Annotated in this window: 26 protein-coding genes; 13 read left to right on the forward strand and 13 right to left on the reverse strand. The window is 68.2% G+C overall.

What is annotated here, in order from left to right:
• Positions 1–100 precede the first annotated feature (100 nt).
• Complete coding sequence (locus tag ACLB90_RS12180; RefSeq protein WP_411849744.1) at positions 101–1,744, forward strand: Na+/H+ antiporter; 1,644 nt, start codon at positions 101–103, stop codon at positions 1,742–1,744.
• 51 nt (positions 1,745–1,795) lie between these two features.
• Here the strand turns inward: ACLB90_RS12180 and ACLB90_RS12185 are convergent, their stop codons facing one another.
• Positions 1,796–2,047 carry a DUF3297 family protein gene (locus ACLB90_RS12185; protein WP_411849745.1) on the reverse strand — a complete coding sequence of 84 codons (252 nt, stop codon included), beginning with the start codon at positions 2,045–2,047 and terminating at the stop codon, positions 1,796–1,798.
• Positions 2,048–2,183: 136 nt separating this feature from the next.
• Between ACLB90_RS12185 and ACLB90_RS12190 the strand changes: the two genes are divergently transcribed.
• Complete coding sequence (locus ACLB90_RS12190; protein WP_411849746.1) at positions 2,184–2,726, forward strand: hypothetical protein; 543 nt, start codon at positions 2,184–2,186, stop codon at positions 2,724–2,726.
• Positions 2,727–2,827: 101 nt separating this feature from the next.
• On the opposite strand, the gene ACLB90_RS12195 is transcribed toward ACLB90_RS12190, so the two are convergent.
• The 5 genes from ACLB90_RS12195 to msrB form a co-directional block, all read right to left on the reverse strand.
• Positions 2,828–3,103, reverse strand: coding sequence for a DUF4031 domain-containing protein (locus ACLB90_RS12195; protein ID WP_411849747.1), 276 nt, complete (start codon positions 3,101–3,103; stop codon positions 2,828–2,830).
• 12 nt (positions 3,104–3,115) lie between these two features.
• Positions 3,116–3,616, reverse strand: coding sequence for a hypothetical protein (locus ACLB90_RS12200; protein WP_411849748.1), 501 nt, complete (start codon positions 3,614–3,616; stop codon positions 3,116–3,118).
• A gap of 139 nt (positions 3,617–3,755) precedes the next feature.
• Positions 3,756–4,739 (reverse strand): flagellar motor protein MotB, encoded by a 984-nt coding sequence (motB, locus tag ACLB90_RS12205; RefSeq protein ID WP_411849749.1) that lies wholly within the window; start codon positions 4,737–4,739, stop codon positions 3,756–3,758.
• A 9-nt stretch (positions 4,740–4,748) separates the two neighbouring features.
• Positions 4,749–5,603 (reverse strand): flagellar motor stator protein MotA, encoded by an 855-nt coding sequence (gene motA / locus ACLB90_RS12210; RefSeq protein ID WP_411849750.1) that lies wholly within the window; start codon positions 5,601–5,603, stop codon positions 4,749–4,751.
• Between the two features lie 180 nt (positions 5,604–5,783).
• Complete coding sequence (gene msrB / locus ACLB90_RS12215; protein ID WP_411849751.1) at positions 5,784–6,251, reverse strand: peptide-methionine (R)-S-oxide reductase MsrB; 468 nt, start codon at positions 6,249–6,251, stop codon at positions 5,784–5,786.
• A 126-nt stretch (positions 6,252–6,377) separates the two neighbouring features.
• Here msrB and ACLB90_RS12220 point away from each other — a divergent pair, with 126 nt between their 5' ends.
• Both ACLB90_RS12220 and ACLB90_RS12225 read left to right on the forward strand, forming a co-directional pair.
• The gene (locus ACLB90_RS12220) at positions 6,378–6,800 is read left to right on the forward strand and encodes a classical arabinogalactan protein 4 (RefSeq protein ID WP_411849752.1); all 423 of its coding nucleotides are present in this window, start codon (positions 6,378–6,380) and stop codon (positions 6,798–6,800) included.
• Positions 6,801–7,117: 317 nt separating this feature from the next.
• Complete coding sequence (locus tag ACLB90_RS12225) at positions 7,118–7,288, forward strand: lana protein (protein ID WP_411849753.1); 171 nt, start codon at positions 7,118–7,120, stop codon at positions 7,286–7,288.
• Positions 7,289–7,345: 57 nt separating this feature from the next.
• Here the strand turns inward: ACLB90_RS12225 and ACLB90_RS12230 are convergent, their stop codons facing one another.
• Positions 7,346–7,825 (reverse strand): Lrp/AsnC ligand binding domain-containing protein, encoded by a 480-nt coding sequence (locus tag ACLB90_RS12230; protein WP_017356503.1) that lies wholly within the window; start codon positions 7,823–7,825, stop codon positions 7,346–7,348.
• Positions 7,826–7,973: 148 nt separating this feature from the next.
• On the opposite strand from ACLB90_RS12230, the gene ACLB90_RS12235 reads away from it, so the two are divergent.
• Both ACLB90_RS12235 and alr read left to right on the forward strand, forming a co-directional pair.
• Positions 7,974–9,284 (forward strand): D-amino acid dehydrogenase, encoded by a 1,311-nt coding sequence (locus ACLB90_RS12235; protein ID WP_411849754.1) that lies wholly within the window; start codon positions 7,974–7,976, stop codon positions 9,282–9,284.
• On the forward strand, positions 9,263–10,342 hold the full coding sequence (gene alr, locus ACLB90_RS12240; RefSeq protein ID WP_411849755.1) for an alanine racemase: 1,080 nt from the start codon (positions 9,263–9,265) through the stop codon (positions 10,340–10,342). Before ACLB90_RS12235 ends, alr begins: the two co-directional genes overlap by 22 nt.
• A gap of 72 nt (positions 10,343–10,414) precedes the next feature.
• On the opposite strand, the gene ACLB90_RS12245 is transcribed toward alr, so the two are convergent.
• Positions 10,415–10,984, reverse strand: a complete 570-nt coding sequence (locus tag ACLB90_RS12245; protein WP_411849756.1) for a DUF3016 domain-containing protein — start codon at positions 10,982–10,984, stop codon at positions 10,415–10,417.
• Positions 10,985–11,234: 250 nt separating this feature from the next.
• Here ACLB90_RS12245 and ACLB90_RS12250 point away from each other — a divergent pair, with 250 nt between their 5' ends.
• Together ACLB90_RS12250 and ACLB90_RS12255 are read left to right on the forward strand one after the other, a co-directional pair.
• Positions 11,235–13,199, forward strand: a complete 1,965-nt coding sequence (locus tag ACLB90_RS12250) for an ATP-binding protein (protein WP_411849757.1) — start codon at positions 11,235–11,237, stop codon at positions 13,197–13,199.
• A gap of 63 nt (positions 13,200–13,262) precedes the next feature.
• Positions 13,263–13,553 (forward strand): DUF3247 family protein, encoded by a 291-nt coding sequence (locus ACLB90_RS12255; RefSeq protein ID WP_411849758.1) that lies wholly within the window; start codon positions 13,263–13,265, stop codon positions 13,551–13,553.
• Between the two features lie 51 nt (positions 13,554–13,604).
• On the opposite strand, the gene ACLB90_RS12260 is transcribed toward ACLB90_RS12255, so the two are convergent.
• Complete coding sequence (locus tag ACLB90_RS12260) at positions 13,605–13,868, reverse strand: hypothetical protein (RefSeq protein WP_411849759.1); 264 nt, start codon at positions 13,866–13,868, stop codon at positions 13,605–13,607.
• 145 nt (positions 13,869–14,013) lie between these two features.
• Between ACLB90_RS12260 and ACLB90_RS12265 the strand changes: the two genes are divergently transcribed.
• Genes ACLB90_RS12265 through ACLB90_RS12275 form a run of 3 tightly spaced genes read left to right on the forward strand, consistent with a single transcriptional unit; the run spans position 14,014 to position 16,516 of the window.
• Positions 14,014–15,135 (forward strand): class I SAM-dependent methyltransferase, encoded by a 1,122-nt coding sequence (locus ACLB90_RS12265; RefSeq protein WP_411849760.1) that lies wholly within the window; start codon positions 14,014–14,016, stop codon positions 15,133–15,135.
• Positions 15,132–15,836 carry a pseudouridine synthase gene (locus ACLB90_RS12270; protein WP_411849761.1) on the forward strand — a complete coding sequence of 235 codons (705 nt, stop codon included), beginning with the start codon at positions 15,132–15,134 and terminating at the stop codon, positions 15,834–15,836. The genes ACLB90_RS12265 and ACLB90_RS12270 overlap by 4 nt, the downstream gene beginning before the upstream one ends.
• Positions 15,833–16,516, forward strand: a complete 684-nt coding sequence (locus ACLB90_RS12275) for an HAD family hydrolase (RefSeq protein WP_411849762.1) — start codon at positions 15,833–15,835, stop codon at positions 16,514–16,516. Before ACLB90_RS12270 ends, ACLB90_RS12275 begins: the two co-directional genes overlap by 4 nt.
• A gap of 260 nt (positions 16,517–16,776) precedes the next feature.
• Here the strand turns inward: ACLB90_RS12275 and fabB are convergent, their stop codons facing one another.
• Complete coding sequence (gene fabB, locus ACLB90_RS12280; RefSeq protein ID WP_411849763.1) at positions 16,777–17,985, reverse strand: beta-ketoacyl-ACP synthase I; 1,209 nt, start codon at positions 17,983–17,985, stop codon at positions 16,777–16,779.
• Positions 17,985–18,500, reverse strand: a complete 516-nt coding sequence (gene fabA, locus ACLB90_RS12285; RefSeq protein ID WP_411849764.1) for a 3-hydroxyacyl-[acyl-carrier-protein] dehydratase FabA — start codon at positions 18,498–18,500, stop codon at positions 17,985–17,987. Before fabA ends, fabB begins: the two co-directional genes overlap by 1 nt.
• A 227-nt stretch (positions 18,501–18,727) precedes the next feature.
• Here fabA and dinB point away from each other — a divergent pair, with 227 nt between their 5' ends.
• Positions 18,728–19,810 (forward strand): DNA polymerase IV, encoded by a 1,083-nt coding sequence (dinB, locus tag ACLB90_RS12290; protein WP_411849765.1) that lies wholly within the window; start codon positions 18,728–18,730, stop codon positions 19,808–19,810.
• Positions 19,811–19,817: 7 nt separating this feature from the next.
• Here dinB and ACLB90_RS12295 read toward each other — a convergent pair whose 3' ends face one another.
• Together ACLB90_RS12295 and ACLB90_RS12300 are read right to left on the reverse strand one after the other, a co-directional pair.
• Positions 19,818–20,732 (reverse strand): MBL fold metallo-hydrolase, encoded by a 915-nt coding sequence (locus tag ACLB90_RS12295; RefSeq protein ID WP_411849766.1) that lies wholly within the window; start codon positions 20,730–20,732, stop codon positions 19,818–19,820.
• Positions 20,733–20,807: 75 nt separating this feature from the next.
• On the reverse strand, positions 20,808–21,446 hold the full coding sequence (locus tag ACLB90_RS12300) for an NAD(P)-dependent oxidoreductase (protein ID WP_411849767.1): 639 nt from the start codon (positions 21,444–21,446) through the stop codon (positions 20,808–20,810).
• Between the two features lie 97 nt (positions 21,447–21,543).
• On the opposite strand from ACLB90_RS12300, the gene ACLB90_RS12305 reads away from it, so the two are divergent.
• The gene (locus ACLB90_RS12305; RefSeq protein WP_411849768.1) at positions 21,544–22,446 is read left to right on the forward strand and encodes a LysR family transcriptional regulator; all 903 of its coding nucleotides are present in this window, start codon (positions 21,544–21,546) and stop codon (positions 22,444–22,446) included.
• The last annotated feature ends 20 nt before the right edge of the window (positions 22,447–22,466 follow it).

A 22,466-nucleotide genomic window follows, 5' to 3' on the forward strand; every position in this document is an offset into this window, starting at 1 on the left:
GCACACGCGCGTTCGCGCGACGGCAGGGGTGTGGTACGTTTTTTCCGTTTCCGGCGCCGGCTGCCCGCAGCCTCCCCCCGCGCTGCCAACTGGAAAATGCATGCATACCATTGAAGTCGTGCTGGCGATGCTGGTGGCCGTGGTGGCCAGCGGCTACCTGGTCCGGGTCCTGCCGTTGTCGCTGCCGTTGCCGCTGGTGCAGATCGGCCTGGGCGCGGTGATCGCCGGCGTGTTCAACCGCGGCCACGCGCTGGAACCGGAGATGTTCTTCCTGCTGTTCCTGCCGCCGCTGCTGTTCCTGGATGGCTGGCGCATCCCCAAGCAGGGCCTGTTCCGCGACAAGGGCGTGATCCTGGAGCTGGCCCTGGGGCTGGTGGTGTTCACCGTGATCGGCGCCGGCTTCCTGATCCACTGGATGATTCCGGTGATGCCGCTGGCGGTGGCGTTCGCCCTGGCTGCGATCATCTCGCCGACCGACCCGGTGGCGGTGGGGTCGATCGCCGCGCGTGCGCCAATTCCCAAGCGGCTGATGCACATCCTGGAAGGCGAGTCGCTGCTCAACGATGCCTCGGGCCTGGTCTGCTTCCGCTTCGCGGTTGCGGCGGTGATGACCGGGACGTTCTCGCTGGCCAACGCCTCGCTCACCTTCCTGTGGGTGGCCGTGGCCGGTCTGGCCATCGGCGTGGCGGTAACGCTGGGCGTGTCCACCTTCCAGCGCTGGCTGTGGCGGCGCTTCGGCGAGGAGCCGGGTGCGGCGCTGCTGGTCAACCTGCTGATTCCCTTTGCGGCCTACCTGCTGGCCGAAGAGGCCAATGCCTCGGGCATCCTGTCGGCCGTCGCGGCGGGCATCACCATGAGCTACGTCGAGCTGACCGGCCGCGTCTCCGGCAGCATGCGCGTGCAGCGCGCAGCGGTGTGGGGGATGCTGCAGTTCAGCTTCAACGGCATCATGTTCGTGCTGCTGGGCGAGCAGTTGCCGGGCATCGTCGAGCGCGCGATCACCACCGTCAGCGAGAGCGGCCACCACAGCGCGTGGTGGCTGCTGGTGTATGTGGTGGTGATCAACCTGGCGCTGGTGCTGCTGCGCCTGGCCTGGGTGTGGCTGTCGCTGCGCTGGAGCCTGCTGCGTGCGCGCCATCGCGGCGAGGTGCAGCAGGGCACGCCGTGGCGGGTGGTGGTGGCGACGTCGGTGGCCGGCGTACGCGGTGCGATCACCTTGGCCGGCGTGCTGACCCTGCCGTTGTTCCTGCCCGATGGCAGCGCCTTCCCGGCGCGCGACCTGGTGATCTTCCTGGCGGCGGCGGTGATCCTGGTGTCGCTGGTCGGCGCCAGCGTGGCCTTGCCGCGGCTGTTGAAGGGACTGGAGCTGCCCGCCGATTCGGGCGACCGCAAGGCCGAGGACCTGGCCCGCAAGCTCGCTTCCAAGGCGGCGCTGGCCGGCGTGGAGCGCATGCGCCAGCAGCTGGTGCAGAACCAGACCACCGAGAACGTGCAGTTGTACAACGATGCCGCCTCGCGGGTCAGCCTGCTGTACCAGCGCAATCTGGAGAAGGAAAACGGCCCCGACGCCGATCCGGAGAAGGTCAAGCGGATGGAGCAGGGCTATCGGCAGCTGCGCACCGCTGGCCTCACCGCCGAGCGTGAAGAGCTGTTCCGCCTGACCCGGCGCGGCAAGATCTCCGATGAGGTCTCGCGCCGGCTGATCCGCAACCTGGATCTGCTGGAGACCCGGCAACGGGATTGACGGCGCTGCCGCCAATCCCGGGTAGCCACCGGCCGCTGGGCGGTTGAGCGGTTACGCGTCGGGCTTCTGGTCCAGGTAGTAGGCCACCACGGTGCCCTTGACCTTGATCGTCATCGGGTTGCCGCGGCGGTCGCGGGCCTTGCCGGCCTGCACGCGGATCCAGCCTTCGCTGACCGAATACTCCTCGACGTTGTCACGCTCGACGTCGTTGAAACGGATGCCGACCCCGCGCTCCAGCGCGGCGGCGTCGTGGAAGGGGCTGGCCGGGTTGATCGCCAGGTGATCGGGAGGGGTATCGCTCATGGTCATCGGGTACTGACGGCCACCACGGCCATCTTCTGCCGTACAGGATAAACCGCAGCGGGGCCCAGGCCGAATTTCGCTTCCTGCCAACGCCTTCCCACGGCAGAATGCGCGCCTGCCTCCAGGAATACCGGTCATGCCCGACAACAGCGATTATTTCGACTTCGAAGAAGAAGAACGCGATTTCGACGAAGACGACTTCGAGGCGCGCATCTGGAACCTGTTCGTGCTGATCAACCCAGGCGACGAGGAACTGGCGCTGCAGCAGTTCAACCGCTGGCGCGAAGCGCTGCTGGAAAGCGGTGAGGAGATCGATGAAGAGGCCGAGTGGCTGTCGCCGCTGCTGACGGCCATCGCCTGGCAGTCCGGTTTCGAGGTCGAGCGCGGCGATGCCGATGCGCTGATGTCGGCGGTCAACGAGTTGTCCGCGCGCTGGAACCTGCAGCTGGATTGGGGCGGCGACCTGGACGACGAGGATTTCGCGGCCGATGTGGACGGCCCACGGCTGATGGCCACCGCCTACGACCGCCTGCGCGAGCACAACTATTCGTTGTGGAGCGTGGATGCCGGTACCGACGGCCTGGCCGGCTGGATGGCGCTCAGCCGCGACGACGACGCCATGCTGGCGCTGTGCTCGCTGCTGGGCGTGGAAGTGCGACCGGGCAGCGATCCGTTCTAAGCCACGCATCCAACCCGTAGTGCCGGCCGCTGGCCGGCAACCACGCGACATCGGAACGCCACGTAATCCCGGCCGCTGGCCGGCAACCACGCCATGCGTGCTCAAGGCGCGTACTGCGCGCGGGCGTTGGCGATCACCGCTTTGACCAGGGCGCGGTCGGTGTGCCGCGAGATGGCGCGTGCGCCCAGTGCGATGGCCTGCAGGCGCATCGGGGCGGGCACGTCGTAGTGCGCGCCGCTGCGGCGGTTCTGGAACGCCCGCCGCGGAATCCCGAGCTGCGCCGCCAGGGCGTGCAGCTCGGGCAGGGTGTCGGCCATCAGATGCGCCCAGCGCTCGCCGCGCCAGGGGTGTACCGCATCGTCGACATAGACCGTCACCGGTAGCCGCGATCAGCCCTTGGGCTGTGCGTCGGCGTCGGCCGGGGCAGCGTCGGCAGCCGGGGCATCGGCGGCGTCAGCGGCATCGGCAACCACGTCGGTGCCGGCGTCGTCGGCGTCGTCTTCACCTTCTACGCCTTCGAACTCGGACACCAGCTGGGCCAGGTACTCGTCGGCGGTCTTGCCTTCTTCGGCGGCCAGGTCGTCGATCATCTGCTGCATCTGGGTCGAGTATTCCAGGGTGACCTTGCGGCCTTCCTTCTCCTGGACGTTGGACAGGTGCTTGAGCATGGCCAGCATCGGGATCGGGTTGTCCGCGTTGCCCATCGTCTGGCCGCCGATGGCCAGCAGCCATTCGGTGCCCTGCAGGCCGATCGCGGCGACCACCTGGCCTTCCTCGTTCTGCAGGACGGCGTGGTTCTGCACCGGCTGCTGCGCGTTCAGGCGGTTGATCGGACGCTTGGGCTGCTGCTTCTTGCGCTTGTCGCGCTTGGCCTTGGACTGCTTGGACATGGGAACGGTCTATCTGTACGGGAAAGACCGCTATTGTAGTGCCGGCCGCCGGCCGGCTCCACGGATTCATACCCGCGAGGGTGGTCCCGGCCGCCGGCCGGCTCCACGGATTCCCCGAACAACCCGCCGCCGGTCGATCTCAAGGCGCCGCGGACGCCGGTGCCGCCGCCGGGGCCCGCACCGGCAGCGCCGGCGTGCCCTGATTGGCCTGGACATCGGCGTCCTGCGCCGTCGGCGACAGTGCCACTTCCTGGCCCGCACCGGCCAGCGCCGCCGCCTCGGCTGCCTTGGTCATCACCACGATGCTGATCCGGCGGTTGATCGGGTTGTCCGGCTGGGTCTTGTCGAACAGCACCGACGACGACAGCCCGACCACGCGGGTGACCTTGTCCTCGGTCATCCCGCCATCCAGCAGCGCCCGCCGGGCCGCGTTGGCGCGGTCGGCGCTGAGCTCCCAGTTGCTGTAGCCGTGCACGGCGTTGTAGGCGGTGATGTCGGTGTGGCCGGTGATGCTGATCCGGTTCGGCACGTGGTTGATGAACTGCGACAGCTCGCGCAGGATCTCGCGCGTGTACGGCTTGAGCGCGGCACTGCCCATGTCGAACATCGGCCGGTTCTGCTTGTCCACGATCTGGATGCGCAGCCCTTCCGGGGTGAGGTCGAGCAGAAGCTGGTCCTTGAACGGCTCCAGCGCCTGGCTCTTGCTGATCGCTTCCTCCAGCTCCTTCTTCAGCGCCTCCAGCTGCTGCTGCTCGCGTTCGCGCTCGGTCTGCGGAATCGGCTTGGCGGCCTGCTGGTTCTGGAAGGGGTCGTTGCTGTTGCCGCGCGAGATATCGGTGGCGCCGCCCAGCTTGATCATCGAGGTGCTGGCACCGCCAGGGCCGGCCATGCCCGGTGCTGGCGTGGCGCTCTGGCCGGCCAGCGGGCTGGGATTGCGGAAGTACTCGGAAATGGCGGCGCGCTCGGGCTTGGTGGTGGCCGCCATCAGCCACAGCACGAGAAAGAACGCCATCATCGCGGTCACGAAGTCGGCGTACGCCACCTTCCAGGCACCCCCGTGGTGGGCGGCGTGGCCGGCCTTCTTGACCCGGCGGACGATGACGGTGGGTTTGTTCTCGGCCATGTCGGTGCCTTACTTGACCGTCTTGAGATGCTGCTCGAACTCGCTGAAGCCCGGGCGCACGTTGGACGGCAGGGTCTTGCGGGCGAATTCCAGGGCGATCTTCGGGTTGTAGCCACGCAGGCAGGCCAGCAGCGCGGTCTTGACCGACTCATAGATGCGGCTGTCCTGCTCGGCGCGCGCTTCCACTGCCGCCGCCAGCGGGCCGACGAAGCCGTAGGCCAGCAGGATGCCCAGGAACGTGCCGACCAGTGCGCCGGCCACGTGCGCGCCCACTTCGGTGATCTCACCGCCGATCGAGCCCATCGTGATCACGATGCCCAGCACGGCGGCCACGATGCCGAAACCGGGCAGGCCGTCGGAGACCTTGTTGAGCACGGCCGCAGGCTGCATCGCTTCGGCATGGTGCTTTTCCAGCTCCATTTCCAGCAGCGGCTCCAGTTCGTGCGGCTCGATGTTGCTGCCGATCATCAGGCGCAGGCAGTCGGTGATGAAGTCGACCAGATGGTGATCGGCCTGCACCTTGGGATAGTTGGCGAAGATCGCGCTTTCGGCCGGCCGCTCGACATGGTCTTCCAGCGCCATGAAGCCTTCGCGACGGGCCTTGTTGAGCAGCTCGTAGAGCAGGCTCAGCACATCGATGTAGTCCTGCTGCTTGTAGCGCGGGCCTTTGAACACGCCCACCGTGGCCTGCAGGGTCTGCTTGACGGTCTTGATCGGTGTGCCGATCAGGAACGCACCCAGCGCCGCTCCGCCGATGATGACCAGTTCATAGGGCTGCCACAGGGCGCCCAGTTTGCCGTGCGCGCCGACATAGCCGCCAAGCACGCTGAGGATGACGACGAGGAGTCCAACGATGATGAGCATGGGGCTGACGCGGGGAGGGGATACCTCCATGTCGGCCCCGACCCTGCTTTTCTGAAGGGGAGCGTTGGTTGGATGTCACAGTTTTGCGGCGATGGGGTGCCGAACACCGGTCCGCACCCACCGCTGGGCGGGTGCCCGCGGGGCGGTCTCGGCCCCACGGGTGGGGCCGCCGCCCGCCCGTCAGCCGGCGGGACCGGCCTCGGCGCCGCCGCGTTGCAGCGGGTCCGGATAGGGCGTGCCGTTGGGCGTGAACGACAGCGACACCGAATTGAGGCAGTGCCGCTCATGGGTCGGCGGCGGGCCGTCCGGGAAGACATGGCCGAGATGGCTGTCACACCGCGCGCAAACGATTTCGGTCCGGATCATGCCGTGACTGATGTCACGGATTTCGCGGACATGGGCCGGGTCGAACGGCGCGAAGAAGCTTGGCCAGCCGGTTCCCGAGTCGAACTTGGTGCTCGAGCGGAACAGCGGCAGCCCGCACAGCCGGCAGCCGTAGACGCCGTCCTGCTTGTTGTCCAGGAACACCCCGCAGAACGGGGCCTCGGTACCGTGGTGCAGCAGCACGCGCTGCTCGTCGGCGCTGAGCCCGGCGATCAGGGCCTGGCGTTGTTCGGCGCTGGGCGGGGCAAGGTCGAAAGCGGTCATCGGCGGTTCCTCGGGGGCATGCCAGCAAGATTGGGCCGGCGGGCAGGGCGTTCAAGCCGCCGCGTTCATCGTGCTGATACCCACGCGGGCGCAAGGTGAAGCCCTGTCCCCCGCCAGGAGCCCGCCATGAACCGCCCACGCCGCCTCGGTGCCGTGCTGCTGCTCCTGCTGCCGCTCCCGGCACTGGCGCAGATCGGCCCCCCGCCGTCGCCCACCGCCACCCGTCCGGTTGTGGCGCCGCAACCGGCCCCGGTCCCGCTGCCCATCCCCGTGCGCCCCGCACCGGCCGACAGCCTCGCTGGCGAATTGGCCCCGGTGAAGTCCAACGGCCAGATGCAGCAACAGCTGCGCACCCATCCCATCCAGAGCAAAGGCCCGGCCGGCACTGCCCCGATCCAGGGCCCCACCCTGCAGCCCAAGGTCTACGACCGCCACGGCCGCATCATCCCCGGCGCCAAACAGGTCGGCCCGAACCGCGTCCTGGATACGCGCACCGGCAAGTACTACGACTCGCTCCCCAGCGCGGGCGGACAACAGATCCGGCCCTAGAGCGTTCGCCTCCAACGCCACACGCCACGGTGGATTGCGCATGAGCGCAGGAGAGCCGGCTCGTGCGTCCGCACACCGTCGTCCCGCTGGTCGCGGGAGGCCTGCCGTGCGCGGCCCGCCGAAGCAATCGAGACGCCGCTTCTGCGTCTGAGTACGTGAGCCACCGCATGAACACTTCACAACCGAACGCCGCAGTCATCTGCATCAACGCGCAAGCTCACTGCTTTTTCGCCTGCGATTAACCGTTTTTCCCGGACCCTGTGCGTGCGCCGCAACACACAGCGCATCCCCCAAGGCATTTCGAGAAGAGTGCAATCATGGCTAACCAGCAGAACCGCAATCCCGGCAAGACGCCGCAGGAACAGCAGGGTCAGCAGCATAACCAGAAGGCCGGCCAGCAGAACCAGCAGCAGTGGGATCAGCAGAACCAGAAGGGCGGCAAGCAGCAGGACCAGCAGCGCCACCCGGACTCGAAACAGCAGCGCTGACGCATTTCACGCAATCACCTGGCGGTGCGCACCTGCGCGCCGCCTTCTGCGTTGCGCTCAATCGGGAATCGGCAGCGTCAGCGTTTCCTTCACTTCTTCCATCACGATGTAGCTCTTGGACTCGCGCACGTGCGGCAGGGTCAGCAGCGTACTGCCGAGCAGCTTGCGGTAGGAGGCCATCTCACTGATGCGCGCCTTCAGCAGGTAATCGAAATCGCCCGACACCAGGTGGCACTCCAGCACGTTGGGCAGCTTCAGCGCCGCGCGCCGGAACTCCTCGAAAATGTCGCCCGATTTGTAAGCCAGGCTGATCTCCACGAAGACCAGCAGGCTCGCCTTGAGGTAGTGCGGGTCCAGCTTGGCGTAATAGCCGGTGATCGCCCCGTCGCGCTCCAGCCGGCGTACCCGCTCCGTGCAGGGGGTCGTGGACAGCCCGACCCGCTCGCCGAGTTCGGTGAAGGAAATCCGGCCCTCCGCCTGCAGGATCCGCAGGATCTTCCGGTCGATCTTGTCCAGCTCGCGCGCACGTACGGCCATCGTGTCAGCCTCTCGAGGATGTTTGCAGGACAATATCCTGCCTCAGCTCCTAAAAACAGGCGAATTGATTGGTTTGGGCTGACTATACTTCCTCAATTGTGGTCCCGGCACGCTCCAGTGCAGGGAATGATCGGGTTGGAGAGGTGTCATGCGCGTTCTAGTCCTTGGCAGTGGGGTGATCGGCACGACCAGTGCCTGGTACCTGCGGCAGGCCGGGTTTGAAGTCACGGTCGTCGACCGCCAGCCCGGTCCGGCGCTGGAAACCAGTTTCGCCAATGCCGGCCAGCTGTCTTTCGGCTACACCTCGCCGTGGGCCGCCCCCGGCGTACCGCTCAAGGCGGTCAAATGGCTGTTTGCCGAACATGCCCCGCTGGCCATCCGCCCGGGCCTGGACTGGCACCAGTACCGCTGGCTGGCGCAGATGCTGCGCAACTGCACCCATGAGCGTTACGCCATCAACAAGGCGCGCATGGTGCGCATGTCCGAGTACAGCCGCGACTGCCTCAACGAACTGCGCGCCCAGACCGGCATCGCGTTCGAAGGCCGCGACCTTGGCACCACTCAGCTGTTCCGCACCCAGCAGCAGTTGGACGCCTCGGCCCAGGACATCGAGATCCTGGCCCAGTACGACGTGCCCTACGAAGTCCTGGACCGTGCCGGCATCATCGCCCACGAACCGGCCCTGGCCGCCGTCGCCGATACCCTGGTGGGTGCGCTGCGCCTGCCGCGCGACCAGACCGGCGACTGCCAGCTGTTCACCCGCCGCCTGGCGCAGATGTGCGTCGATGCCGGTGTCGAGTTCCGCTTCGACCAGGACATTGCCGGCCTGCAGACCCAGGGCGACCGCATCACCGGCGTGCACATCAATGGCGCGCTGGAAACCGCCGACCGCTACGTGGTGGCGCTGGGCAGCTACTCGCCGGCCCTGGTCGACCCGCTTGGCCTGCGCCTGCCCGTGTACCCCCTCAAGGGCTACTCGCTGACCCTGCCGATCACCAACCCGGCGATGGCCCCCACCTCGACCATCCTGGACGAGAGCTACAAGGTCGCCGTGACCCGCTTCGACGACCGCATCCGCGTGGGCGGCATGGCCGAAGTGGGCGGTTTCGACCTGTCCCTGTCGCCACGTCGCCGCGCCACCCTGGAGAAGGTCGTGCGCGACCTGTATCCGGAGGGCGGCGATCTGGGTCGCGCCGAGTTCTGGACCGGCCTGCGCCCGGCCACGCCCGACGGCACGCCGGTCATCGGCGCCACGCCGTACCGCAACCTGTTCCTCAACACCGGCCACGGCACTCTCGGGTGGACGATGGCCTGCGGCTCCGGTCGCTACCTCGCCGACCTGATGAGCGCGCGTCAGCCGCAGATCAGCACCGAGGGCCTGGATATCTTCCGTTACGGCCACGCGGCCGCATCCGTACGTCATAGTGAGCCTGAAGCATGCGCCCAGCCCGCGCGTTGATCGATCTGGATGCGTTGCGCTCCAACTACCGCCTGGCCCGTGAACTCGGTGGCGGCCGCAAGACCCTGGCCGCGATCAAGGCCGATGCCTACGGCCACGGTGCCGTGGCCTGCGCGCGCGCGCTGCAGGACGAGGCGGCCGATGCGTTCGGCGTGGCCTGCATTGAAGAAGCGCTGGAACTGCGCGAGGCCGGCATCACCACCCCGATCGTGCTGCTGGAAGGTTTCTTCGACGCCGACGAACTGCCGCTGATCGTCCAGCACGACCTCTGGTTCGCTGTGGCCGCCCCCTGGCAGGTCGACGCGGTGGCGGCGTTCCAGACGGACGCCACGCTGACGATCTGGCTGAAGCTGGACAGCGGCATGCACCGCCTGGGCCTGTCGCCGGACGACTTCCGCGCTGCCCATGCCCGCCTCAGTGCGCTGCCGCAGGTCGGGCCGATGGTCCTGATGAGCCACATGGCCCGCGCCGATGAGCTGGACAGCCCGCGTACCCGCGAGCAGGCCGCCACCTTCGCCGCCGCCATCCACGGCCTGGCCGGTGAAACCAGCCTGTGCAATTCGCCCGCGCTGCTGGGCTGGCCGGAGGTGCGCAGCGACTGGGTCCGCCCGGGCCTGATGCTGTACGGGGCCAACCCGTTGCCGGTCGCGTCGATGGCCACCGAGCGCCTGCGCCCGGTGATGACGATGGAATCCAGGGTCTTCGCCGAGCGCTGGATCGAGGCCGGCGAGCCGGTCGGCTACGGTGCGCGTTTCGTTGCCGAGGAGCGCACCCGCGTGGGCGTGGTGGCCCTGGGCTACGCCGATGGGTACCCGCAGTTCGCCCCGAACGGCACCCCGGTGCAGATCGACGGCCAGCCGGGCCGGGTGATCGGGCGGGTATCGATGGACATGCTGACCGTCGATCTCACCGATCTGCCGCAGGCCGGCATCGGCAGCACCGTGACCCTGTGGGGCGCGTCGCCGCGGCTGGATGTGCTCGCACCGCTGTGCGGGGTGAGCGCCTACCAGCTGCCGTGCGGCGTCAAGCGCGTGCCGCGCCGCTACCTGCACGGCTGAGCCACAGCCGCGGCCCCATCAAACAAGGCGGCACCCGCATGGGCGCCGCCTTTTCTGTTGTACCCGCCCCGTTCAGCGGCTGGCGGTGGCCGGGCCGCGCACGTCGCGCTGGATCCAGTCGTCCAGCAGCTTCTTTTCATAGCGCAGCGGGTCGGTATCGCTCTGCAACCCGATGTTGTGCAGGTAGCTGGTGTCCACCAGCTTGCGCTCGCCCTGGGACACCACCGTGCCCTGCGCATCCTTCAGGGTAAAGGTCAGCGAAATGCGCGGCGGATAGATGTCGCGCATGATCCGCACGTCGCTGGCGCGCGGCCCGTGCCAGGGCTCGTAGTCGCCGGCGCGCTTGATGTCGGTCAGGGTCACATCCAGCGTCTGCCCCGGCTGCAGCTGCTTGCCGGCGGCGGTCTGCACGTACTGGCCCAACTGCTGCACCCAGTTGCCGCGCTCTGCATCAAACCGATTGGTGCTTTGGCGGATCTCGGTGAACTGCGCGGGATCGGTCCACTGCACGCGCACCGGGCCATCCCCGCTCAGCGCCCGTGGGGCCTGCGGGTCGGTCACGGTTCTCGGGCCGGCGGCCTGCGCCGCCCCCATCGCCAGCACGCACGCCAGCGCGGTGCTGATGATCATTGAACGCTTCATGGCACTTCCTCCTGCGTCATTGAGACAGGGAATACGAAAGGCAGTGTGATCCTGATCCGGGTGAGGGACAATCCTCCCACCGCGCCCGCTCCACCGGCGTTGCCGCCAATTCATCGGCGTCAATCCCACCCTTGGCGCTTGACGCTGCGAATACGCGCTCTGGAACATCCTGTGTCCCTCCGTTACGCCAGTTGCCCTCTTGACGCCTTTGTCCAGCCTGCCCCCTTCCACCCTGGAACGTCCTCCGGTCATGGTCCCGGCGTCTGACCCCGTCCTGCACCGCGGGGTGCTGGAGCGGATGAATGCCGGGTTCTGCGTCATCCAGGTGCTGTTCGATGGCGAGCATGCAGTGGACTACCGCTTCCTGGAGGTCAACGACGCCTTCGTGCGCAATACCGGTATCGCCGACGCCGTTGGCCAGCGCATGCGGGTGCTGCAGCCGCAGCACGAGGCGGAGTGGTACCGCCTCTACGGGCAGGTGGCACGCACCGGCAAACCGCTGCAGTTCGAACTGGAGGCCCGCGCGCTGTCGCGCTGGTATTCGGTGGAGGCGGTGCGCGTGGGAGATCCGGACGACCACCGCGTGGCGGTGCTGTTCTTCGACGTCACCGCGCGCAAGCAGATCGAAGTGGAGCTGGCCGAGAGCGAGGCGCGGTTCAGCGCACTGGCCGATGGGCTGCCGATGCCGGTGTGGGTACTGGACGAGCGCGGCCATGCCCGCTTCGTCAACAGTGCGTTCACCGAATTCTTCGGTGGCGACGAACAACGCGTGCCCGAAGACGTCTGGCGCGGTCTGGTCCATCCCGACGATGCCTCCGTGTTCGAGTACGAACTGCAGGAAGCGCTCAAGGCGCAGCGGTCGATGCATGCGCTGGTGCGCGGGCGGCGCGCCGATGGCCAGTGGCGCTGGCTGGAAATGAACGCGCGCCCGCGCTTCTCGCGCATGGGCCGTTTCATCGGCCTGGCCGGCAGCAGCCCGGACGTGACCGAACGGCGCGAAATCGAAATGGCGCGCGAGGAACTGCTGCAGTCCGAACGCGCCGCGCGCAGCGCCGCCGAGAACATGGCGCGGGTCAAGGATGAATTCCTGGCCACGCTGTCGCATGAACTGCGCACGCCGCTGACCACCATTCTGGGCTGGAGCGAACTGCTGCTGCAGCGCATCGACGAGACCAGCCCGATGTACAAGGGCCTGGGCGTGATCGCCAACAGCGCGATGGCGCAGAAGCGCCTGATCTCGGACATGCTGGACCTGAGCAGCATGCTGCTGGGCAAGGTGCAGCTGGAAGTGGAAGTGCTGGACCTGCGCGCGCAGATGATCGAAGCGATGCGCGCCCAGGAGCTGGTGGCCGAAGGCAAGGCGCTTACCACCAGCCTGGTCCTGCCCGACGACCCCTGCCTGGTGCTGGGCGACGCCACGCGCCTGCAGCAGGTGCTGTGGAACCTGCTCTCCAATGCGATCAAGTTCACCCCGGCCGAGGGCACCGTCGCGGTGACCCTGGCTGCCGATGCCGGGCACTGGTCGATCACCGTGGCCGATTCCGGCGACGGCATCGCCCCCGAGTTCCTGCGCCACCTGTTCGGCCGTTTCCGCCAGGCGGATGGCACCACCACCCGCCGTCATGGCGGCCTGGGACTGGGCCTGGCGATCGTGCAGCAGCTGGTGGAGCTGCATGGTGGCGCGGTGGCGGCCAGCAGCGATGGCCAGGGCCACGGCGCCACGTTCACGGTGCGCCTGCCGCGCTACCAGGCGCAGGCCGATGGGCGCCCGCTGCGCGAAGTGTTCAATGGCCCGATCAACGAGCAGATCATCGAGCCGTTCCCGCTCAAGGGCCTGCACCTGCTGGCGGTGGAGGATCAGCCGGAGGTGCTGGAGTACCTGCGCCGGCTGCTCGAAGAGCAGGGGGCCCAGGTCACGGCGGCGGCATCGGCCGGCGAGGCGCTGGCGCTGCTGGATGCCGGTGGCCACGCCAGCATCGACGTGCTGCTGACCGACATCGGCATGCCCGGCATGGATGGCTATGGCCTGGTGCGGACCCTGCGCGAGGACATCGGCGTGGACGCCCAGGTGCTCCCCGCCGTGGCGGTGACCGCGCTGGCCCGTGCCGACGACCGCAAGCGCGCCTTGGCGTCCGGCTTCCAGGAGCACGTGGCCAAGCCCTATTCGGTGGCGCAGCTGGTGTCGGCCGTACGCGGCGTGCTGGCCGCGCGCTAGGCGTGTTGCCGGGCCGTATACGCCCGGCTTGGCACACTGGCCTGCCGTATTCCGGAGAACGCCATGTCCCGTCTTGCCCCCACCGTGCATACCGACCCTGCCGACATCGCCGCGCTGGAGGCGCTGCTGCCGCAGCTGCGGGGGCAGACCCAGGTGGAGCTGACCCTGGTGGACGGCCGCCGCCTGCTGGGTACCGTGGCGGTGCAACCCACCGTCCAGCAGTACCGCGACGCGGCGGAGAACGAAGGCAGCAATGGCCAGTTGCGCCTGGATGATCTCGATACCCCGGTGCAGCAGCACCTGGTCTGGCTGGACAGCATCGCGGCCGTGCGCCAGCTGCCGCCGCACGCATAAGGCCCCAATACCCCGGGCGGCCCGGCACCGCGGCGCCGGGCCTGCCTTGCGTCAGTGCATGAACACTTCCGCTTCTGCCTCGAAACGGCGCGCATAGGCGCGTTCGTCGGCGATCCTGCCTACTTCGTCATCGGCCATGTCCGGCGCGCCGTACACCGCGTATGCCACGGTGCCATCGGCGGTCTTGCCGACCTGGTGCAGCCGGTAGCGCGAATGGCCGCCGCCGGTGTCCTCGGGGTAGTGCACCGGCGGGTGATTGCCCTCCAGGTCCATTTCGCTGTTGTCCACCACGCCGCCGACGAACAGTGCACGCATGGGTCATCTCCATTTCCAGGGGGAGCCTCCACCCTGACGGCTGGGGTGTTGCCGTGGCATCAACGGGGCGTTGAATAAACGCAAAACCGGGCCCCACGGACGAACCGGTAGAATGGCCCCCTCTTTTGACGATGTGCCCCCCTGCATGGCTGCCCAGCACGACGCCCCCCTGGAAACCCTGTTCCTGCCGTTCGCCAACGGCGCGCTGTCCTGGCCTGCCGGCCCGGTGCTGTTCCTGCGCGCGCGCGATGGCTGGCCACTGCGCGAGCACGCCCAGCCGGCGCAGCTGGTCTGCGAGCAGAGCTTCCGCCCCTTCGCCGATGCGCTGGAGGCCAGCGGCTGGCAGGTGCGCGATGAGCAGCAGCTGGTGGCCGACAGCACCCGCTACGCGGTGGTGCTGGTGCTGCCGCCGCGCCAGCGCGAGGAAGCCCGCGCCCTGTTCGCACGCGCGCTGGCACTGGCCGCCCCGGGCGGCGTGGTGGTCGCCTGCCAGCACAACAACGAAGGCGCGCGTTCCGGCGAAAGCGATCTGCAGGCGCTGGCCGGGCTGGGTGGCAAGCTCACCAAGAACCACTGCCGCGCCTACTGGACCGCACCGCTGACCGGCCAGCACGATGCCGCGCTGGCGCAGCGCTGGGCAAGCCTGGATGCGCCGCGCGCCATCCTCGGCGGGCGCTTCCAGAGCCGCCCGGGCATTTTCGCGTGGGATCGCATCGATCCGGCGTCGGCGCTGCTGGTCGAGCAGCTGCCGGCCGACCTGGCCGGCCACGGCGCCGATCTCGGCAGCGGGTTCGGCTACCTCTCGGCAGAAGTGCTGACGCGTTGCCCGGGCGTGACCGCGCTGGACCTGTACGAGGCCGAAGGCCGCGCGCTGGCCCTGGCGCGCGTGAACCTGGCCGCGCTGGGCAAGCCGGCTGCGCTGAACTACCACTGGCACGATGTCACCGCCGGCATCGAGGGCCGCTACGACTTCATCGTCACCAATCCGCCGTTCCACACCCCCTCGCGTGCCGATCGCCCCGACATCGGCCAGCGTTTCATCGCCGTGGCCGCGCAGGCGCTGCGCCCGGGTGGGCGCATGTGGCTGGTGGCCAACCGCCACCTGCCGTACGAGCAGATCCTCAACGAAAGCTTCGGCCAGGTGCGCGTGGCGGCCGAGCGCGATGGTTTCAAGCTGATCGAGGCCACCAAGGCCAGCGCGAACCCCACGCCGGTCCGGGCGCCCCGCAGCACCGAGCCGAAGTGGGGCCGCGGAGGTCGCGCATGAAGCTGGTCAAGCTGTTGGCGAACCTGGGATATGGCAGCCGCAAGCAGGTGCAGGGGATGTTCCGTGCCGGCCTGATCACGGACGCCGACGGTGAGGTGCTGTACGCCGATGACGCGGTGGCGCATGAGGCGATCCGGGTCGAGGGCGAGCCGCTGGACCCGCCGCAGGGGCTGACGGTACTGCTGCACAAGCCGCGCGGCTACACCTGCTCGACCAAGGACACCGGCCGGTTGATCTACGACCTGCTGCCGCCGCGCTTCCGCGAGCGCGCGCCGGTGCTGTCCTCGGTGGGCCGGCTGGACCGCGACACCAGCGGGATGCTGCTGATGACCGACGATGGCGCGCTGCTGCACCGGATCGTCTCGCCCAAGTCGCGCCTGGACAAGGCCTACGAGGTCACGCTTGCCGAAGACCTGCGTGGCGACGAAGTGACCCGCTTCGCCAGCGGCACGCTGCTGCTGGAATCGGACGACAAGCCCTTGCTGCCGGCTGAACTGCACGTGCAGTCGCCGCGCCAGGCGCAGCTGGTGCTGCATGAAGGCCGTTACCATCAGGTGCGACGCATGTTCGCCGCGGTCGGCAATCACGTCGATGCGCTGCACCGCAGCCGCATCGGCGGGTTGGCGCTGGGCGACCTGGCCGAAGGCCAGTGGCGCATGCTCGATGCCACCGATCTGGAAACCCTCTTCAACGTCCCATGACCTCCATCGCCGCGCTGCCGTTCCTGCCTGACGCCGTCATCTTCGATATGGACGGGTTGATGATCGACAGCGAGCGCGTGTCGATCGCCTGCTGGTCGGCGGCGGCGCGGGAGCTGCAGCTGCCGTTCGCGGACGACTTCTGGCTGCGCATGGTGGGGCTGGGCGACCGCGACTGCGAGCGCCTGCTGCTGCAGCACATCGATGCCGATCAGGTGGCTGCGTTGTTCGCGCGCTGCCACGATCTGTACGAGGCGCGCACCCAGAGCGGCCTGCCGCTGCGGCCGGGCATCCTGGACATTCTGCAGCTGCTGCAGGAGCACGGCATCCCGCGTGCGGTCGCCACCTCCACGCGGCAGCCGCGCGCGTCGCGCAAACTGCAGGCAGCGGGGCTGCTGCCGTTCTTCGAGGTGGTGGTGACCAGCAGCGACGTGGCCCACCCCAAACCGGCACCGGACATCTACCTGCTGGCCGCGCAGAAGCTGGGCAAGGCACCGGCGCGCTGCCTGGCCCTGGAAGATTCACCGGCCGGCATCCGCGCAGCGGTAGGCGCCGGCATGACCGCCATCCAGGTACCGGACCTCGTCCGCCCCGACGACGCGCTGCGCGCCCTCGGCCACCGCATCGTCGACTCACTGCTCGACGCCCGCACCCTCCTGCTGCCCCTGCTCCCCGCCCGGTAGAGCCGACCGTTGGTCGGCTGCTCTCCGCCGCGCGCCAGCCGACCAACGGTCGGCTCTACCGGTGCACGCAGATGGCGCCCCGTAGAGCCGACTTCTAGTCGGCTGCTCTCCGTGCGGCCACCGACCAACCCGCGCGCGCTGCGCGCGCCAGCCAACCAACGGTCGGCTCCACCGGTGCACGCGGAGCGCCCACACCTGGCCGCGCAAAAAAAAAGCCCGGCGCTTGGCCGGGCTTTCCTTCGCGCGTGGTCCGCTCGGATTTACACCCGGCCGAACACCAGCGCGGCGTTGGTGCCGCCGAAGCCGAAGCTGTTGGACATCACCGTGTTCAACTGCGCATCGTGGCTCTCGCGCACGATCGGGAAGCCTTCCACCAGCGGGTCCAGCTCGCCGATGTTGGCCGACCCGGCGATGAAGCCGTCGCGCATCATCAGCAGGCAGTAGATCGCTTCGTGCACGCTGGCCGCGCCCAGCGAATGACCCGACAGCGCCTTGGTCGACGACAGCGGCGGCACGTTTTCGCCGAACACTTCGCGCACCGCCTTCAGCTCGGTGACATCGCCCAGCGGGGTCGAGGTGCCGTGCGTGTTGAGGTAGTCGATCGGGGCGGACAGATTGGCCATCGCCATGTTCATGCAGCGCACCGCGCCTTCGCCCGACGGTGCGACCATGTCGGCACCATCGGAAGTAACGCCATAGCCCACCAGCTCGGCGTAGATGCGCGCGCCACGTGCCACCGCGTGGTCGTAATCCTCCAGCACCAGCATGCCGCCGCCACCGGCGATGACGAAGCCGTCGCGGTCCTTGTCGTACGGGCGCGAGGCGCTGGCCGGCGTCTCATTGAAGCGGGTGGACAGTGCGCCCATCGCATCGAACATGACGCTCATCGACCAGTGCAGGTCTTCGCCGCCACCGGCGAACATCACGTCCTGTGCGCCGTGGCGGATCAGGTCCGCCGCCGCGCCGATGCAGTGCGCCGACGTCGCGCAGGCAGCCGACAGCGAATAGCTCAGCCCCTTGATCTGGAACGCGGTGGACAGGCATGCCGACACCGTGGAGCACATCGTGCGCGGCACCATGTACGGGCCGACCTTGCGCACGCCGCGCGCACGCAGGATGTCGGCCGATTCGACCTGCCACTGGCTGGAGCCGCCACCGGAACCGGCGATCAGGCCGGTACGCGGGTTGGCGACCTGGTCGGCCTCCAGGCCGGCATCGGCGATCGCATCGCGCATGGCGATGTACGCATACGCCGACGCATCGCTCATGAAGCGCTTGAGCTTGCGGTCGATCTGCGCATCCAGGTCCAGCTCGATGTTGCCGCCGACGTGGCTGCGCAGGCCGGCGTCGGCATGGTCGGGCAGGGTGCGGATGCCGGCGCGGCCTTCACGCAGCGCGGCGGACACGGTGTCCAGATCGTTGCCCAGGCACGAAGTGATGCCCATTCCGGTAATGACGACGCGACGCATCAGAAGTTCTCAGTGGAAGTGAACAGACCCACACGCAGGTCCTTGGCGGTATAGATTTCGCGGCCGTCCACCAGCATGCGGGCGTCGGCCTGCGCCATCACCAGCTTGCGGTTGATGACGCGGGTGATGTCGATTTCGTAGCTGACCAGCTTGGCCTCCGGCAGCACCTGGCCGGTGAACTTCACCTCGCCGCAACCCAGAGCGCGGCCGCGGCCGGGAGCGCCCAGCCAGGTCAGGTAGAAGCCGGTGAGCTGCCACATCGCATCCAGGCCCAGGCAACCGGGCATGACCGGGTCGCCGATGAAGTGGCAACCGAAGAACCACAGGTCCGGGCGGATATCCAGTTCCGCGCGTACCAGTCCCTTGCCGTGTGGGCCGCCGTCCTCGCGGATATCGGTGATGCGATCAAACATCAGCATCGGATCGTTGGGCAGGCGACCGCTGCCCGGGCCGAACAATTCGCCGCGGGCGCTGGCCAGCAGCTGTTCGCGCGAGAACGCGTTGAGACGAGTCATGAAAAGCGCAATCCTGAAGTTGTCATCGGGTACATCCGAGCGCCGCTCGGCTGCTCTTGATAAAAGACAAGTGCTCAAGAGTGCAGAGGAAAATCGTTTCAATCAAACGTTTTAACCGTACGCCGGCGTAGTGTTTTCAGGTTCAAAAACGCATGTTGTTGTTATGAAAAGACCATACTCAAGCGTGTGGCTGTAATCTTGTTCATCTGACCCGAGTCCGTCACGCCGTGCCCGCCCTCCGCAAGATCATCCACGTCGACATGGACGCGTTCTACGCGTCGGTGGAGCAGCGCGACGACCCCTCGCTGCGTGGCCGGCCGGTGGTGGTGGCGTGGAAGGGCGCGCGCTCAGTGGTGTGCGCGGCGTCGTACGAGGCGCGGGTGTTCGGCATCCGCTCGGCGATGCCGGCGTTGCGTGCCGAGCGGCTGTGTCCGGACGCGGTATTCGTGCCCCCCGACTTCACCCGCTACAAGGCGGTGTCGCGCCAGGTGCGCGAGATTTTCCTGCGGCATACCGATCTGGTCGAGCCGTTGTCGCTGGACGAGGCCTACCTGGACGTGACCGTGCACAAAGGTGGCATGACGGTGGCGACCGAGATCGCGGCGATCGTGCGGGCGCAGATCCGCGAGGAAACGCAGTTGACCGCGTCGGCCGGGATCGCGCCGAACAAGTTCCTGGCCAAGATCGCCTCGGACTGGCGCAAGCCGGATGGCCAGTTCGTGGTGCCGCCGCATCGTGTCGAACAGTTCCTTACGCCGTTGCCGGTCAAGCGGGTACCCGGCGTGGGCAAGGTGATGGAAGGCAAGCTGGCCGAACTGGGCATCGTCACCGTGGGCGATCTGCGCGCGCTGCCGCTGGAGGCGCTGGAAACGCGCTTCGGCAGTTTCGGTGCGAGCCTGTACCGGCGCGCACGCGGGATCGACGAGCGCCCGGTGGAACCGGACCAGCCGGTGCAGTCGATTTCGTCGGAAGACACCTTCGCTGAAGACCTGCCGCTGGATGCGCTGGACGCGGCCATCGTCGAGCTGGCCGCGAAAACGTGGCAGGCAACGCGCAAAACCGAGCGGGTCGGGCACACGGTGGTGCTGAAGCTGAAGACCGCGCAGTTCCGCATCATCACCCGCAGCTTCACGCCGGAGTCGCCGCCGGACACGCTGGAGGAACTGCGCGATATCGCGCTGGCGCTGCGCGCGCGCGTGGATCTTCCGGCCGATACGCGCTATCGCCTGGTCGGCGTTGGGCTGGGCGGTTTCCGCGAACGCGAACCGGTGCGCCAGCCCGGCCTGTTCGATCATCTCGACGAGGCGTGAGCGCCGCTCACGGCCAGCGCATCTCACCCTTGGCGACCTTGGCGCTCAACACCAGCGAATCCACGCCCTGCAGGTGCGGGTAGCGCGTTTTCATCGCCGCGATGAGTGCGTCGGCATCCGCAGTGCGCGCGGTTTCCGCATCGAAGGCACGGATGTAGGCCGCGGTGAAATCGAGCGCACCGGCATCCAGTGCCGCGCCCGTGGCGTAGTGCCCGGGAATGACGCGCACCGGCTTCAGCGCCTTGATCTGCGCCAGGGTCGTCAACCAGTCGGCGTGGGACTGCGCGCTCTGCGTATCGGCCATCCAGACGTGCTCGCCGCTGACCACGGGAATGCCGCCGAGCACGGTGCGCAGCGCGGGAATCCACACCACCGTCCGGTCCGGGGTGGGGCCATCCAGCCCGATGATCTGCAGCGTCTGCCCGTCCAGTGTGAGGGTGTCGCCGTCGAGCACCTGCGGGATCACGATGCGTGCCGGCTTGTCCGCGCCCATCTGCGGGCCCCAGTACGCGAGCTTGCCGGCCTGCGTCGCCTGGATATGGGCAACGGTCTGCGCGGTGGCGACGATGCGGGCGTCGGGGAAGGCGTCCTGCAGGGTGGCCAGGCCGAAGTAGTAGTCGGGGTCGCCGTGGCTGATGTAGATGGTGGTCAGGTGCTTGCCGCTGTCGCGGATGCGCTGCACCAGCTGGGCTGCATCCGAGGCCGCGAACTGGGCATCGACGAGGATTGCGTCGTGCTGGCCGGTGACCAGGGTGGAGGACACCGAAAACAGCGCCTTCTCCCCAGGGTGATACGGCTGCACCTGCAGCGGGGCGCGCTGCGCGGTGGCAGGGGCGGCGTGGCTGATGGTGGGGGCGGCCACGCCGAGCGCGGTGCCAACGGCCAGCGCCAGCAGCAGCGGCGTGCGCGAAAAGATGGGCATTTGAACGGGTCCTGTGCGACAGGGCCCCGGCGGCATGCCGGGGCCTGGTGGGGCCGGGCGGGGCCCGGCCGTTGGTCAGTACGCGACGGTGGCGATCTGGCGCAGGTACTGCGGCGTCTCGATCTCGTTCACGAACGCATCGGCGTAGTCGGCGTAGCTGATCCGGCTGTGGCCATCGGCATTGGCCAGGAAGGCCGTGGCCTGGGTGCGGAAACCGCCCTGCTGCGGCCCCGGGCCGATTTCGGCGGCGGGGGAGTAGAAGGTCCAGTCCAGGTCGTCGATGCCTTGGTAGACCTTGAACGCCTCACGGTGCGCCAGCGCGATCGGCTTGTAGGCGTCGGGGAAGGTGGGGGTGTCCACCAGCTGCACGCCCGGCGCGACCTCCAGGCTGCCGGCACCGCCGACCACGACCACGCGACGCACGCCGGCCTGGCGGGCGGCATCGGTGAGGTGGGTGGCGACGGCGGCCACGGCGGCCGGGGCGTCGCCCGGGCGCGGGCCGTAGGCGCTGGCGAGCACGTCGTGGCCGGCGATCACGGCAGCCAGGGCGTCGGTGTCGTCCAGCGCGGCCACGGCCAGCGTGGCGCCGTCCAGTTCGGCAGGCAGCGCGGTGTCGCGGCGCACGATGGCCGTGACCTGGTGGCCGCGGGCGAGGGCCTGGCGGGCGATTTCACGGCCGATGTTGCCGGTGGCACCAACAAGAGCGATTTTCATGGGGGGAGATCCGTTGCGGGAGGAAGGCCAGCATATGCGCCTGAAATCGTCCGAAAAACCGCGTATAACGGCCTAATTTGTTGCGTGGAACGATCAAATGGACCGCATGACCGCCATGAACGTGTTCGTCGAGGTGGTCGAGCGTGGCAGCCTGACCGCCGCCGCCGAGGCGCTGGAGATGTCGCGGGCGATGGTCACCCGCTACCTGGCCGAGGTGGAGCGCTGGCTGGGGGCGCGCCTGCTGCACCGGACCACGCGCCGGATCAGCCTGACCGCGCCGGGCGAAGCCGCGCTGCTGCGCTTCCGGCAGATGCTGGCGATCGGCGAGGAGCTGCATGGCGAACTGGCCAACGACAATCCCGAACCGCATGGCCTGATCCGGGTAACGGCCAGCGTGTCATTCGGGCAGATCCACCTGGCGGCCGCCGTGGCGGACTTCGTCAGGCGGCACCCGTTGACCCGGGTGGAACTGCTGCTGGTGGACCGGGTGGTGAACCTGGTCGAGGAGCGCGTGGACATCGCCGTACGCATCTCGCGCGCGATTGATCCGGCGCTGATTGCGCGGCGGCTGGCGCCGTGCCGCTCGGTGCTGTGCGCGGCACCGTCGTACCTGGCCGAACGCGGCGTGCCGACCACCGCCGACGAACTGGCCTCGCACAACTGTCTTACCCATCACTACGTGGGCAAGAGCGTGTGGCACCTGCAGCGCGACGGCCGTGCGATTGCCGTGGCCGTGGGTGGCAACATCAGCGCGAACGAGGCGTCGCTGCTGTTGGAAGCGGTGCGCGCCGGCGCCGGCATTGCCATGCTGCCTACCTACCAGATCGGTCCGCTGCTGCGCAGCGGCGAGCTGGTCGAGGTGCTGCCCGACTACGAGGTGGAAGGCCTGGGCATCCACGCGGTATATGCGTCGCGTCGGCAACTGCCGACGATCATGCGCAGCTTCCTGGATTTCCTGGTGGAGCGCTTCTCCAGCCCGGCGTTCCTGTCGCGGATCTGAGCACAGGACGCCGCGTACAA

The organism is Stenotrophomonas sp. LGBM10, assembly GCF_046736075.1.
Classification (GTDB): Bacteria; Pseudomonadota; Gammaproteobacteria; order Xanthomonadales; family Xanthomonadaceae; genus Stenotrophomonas.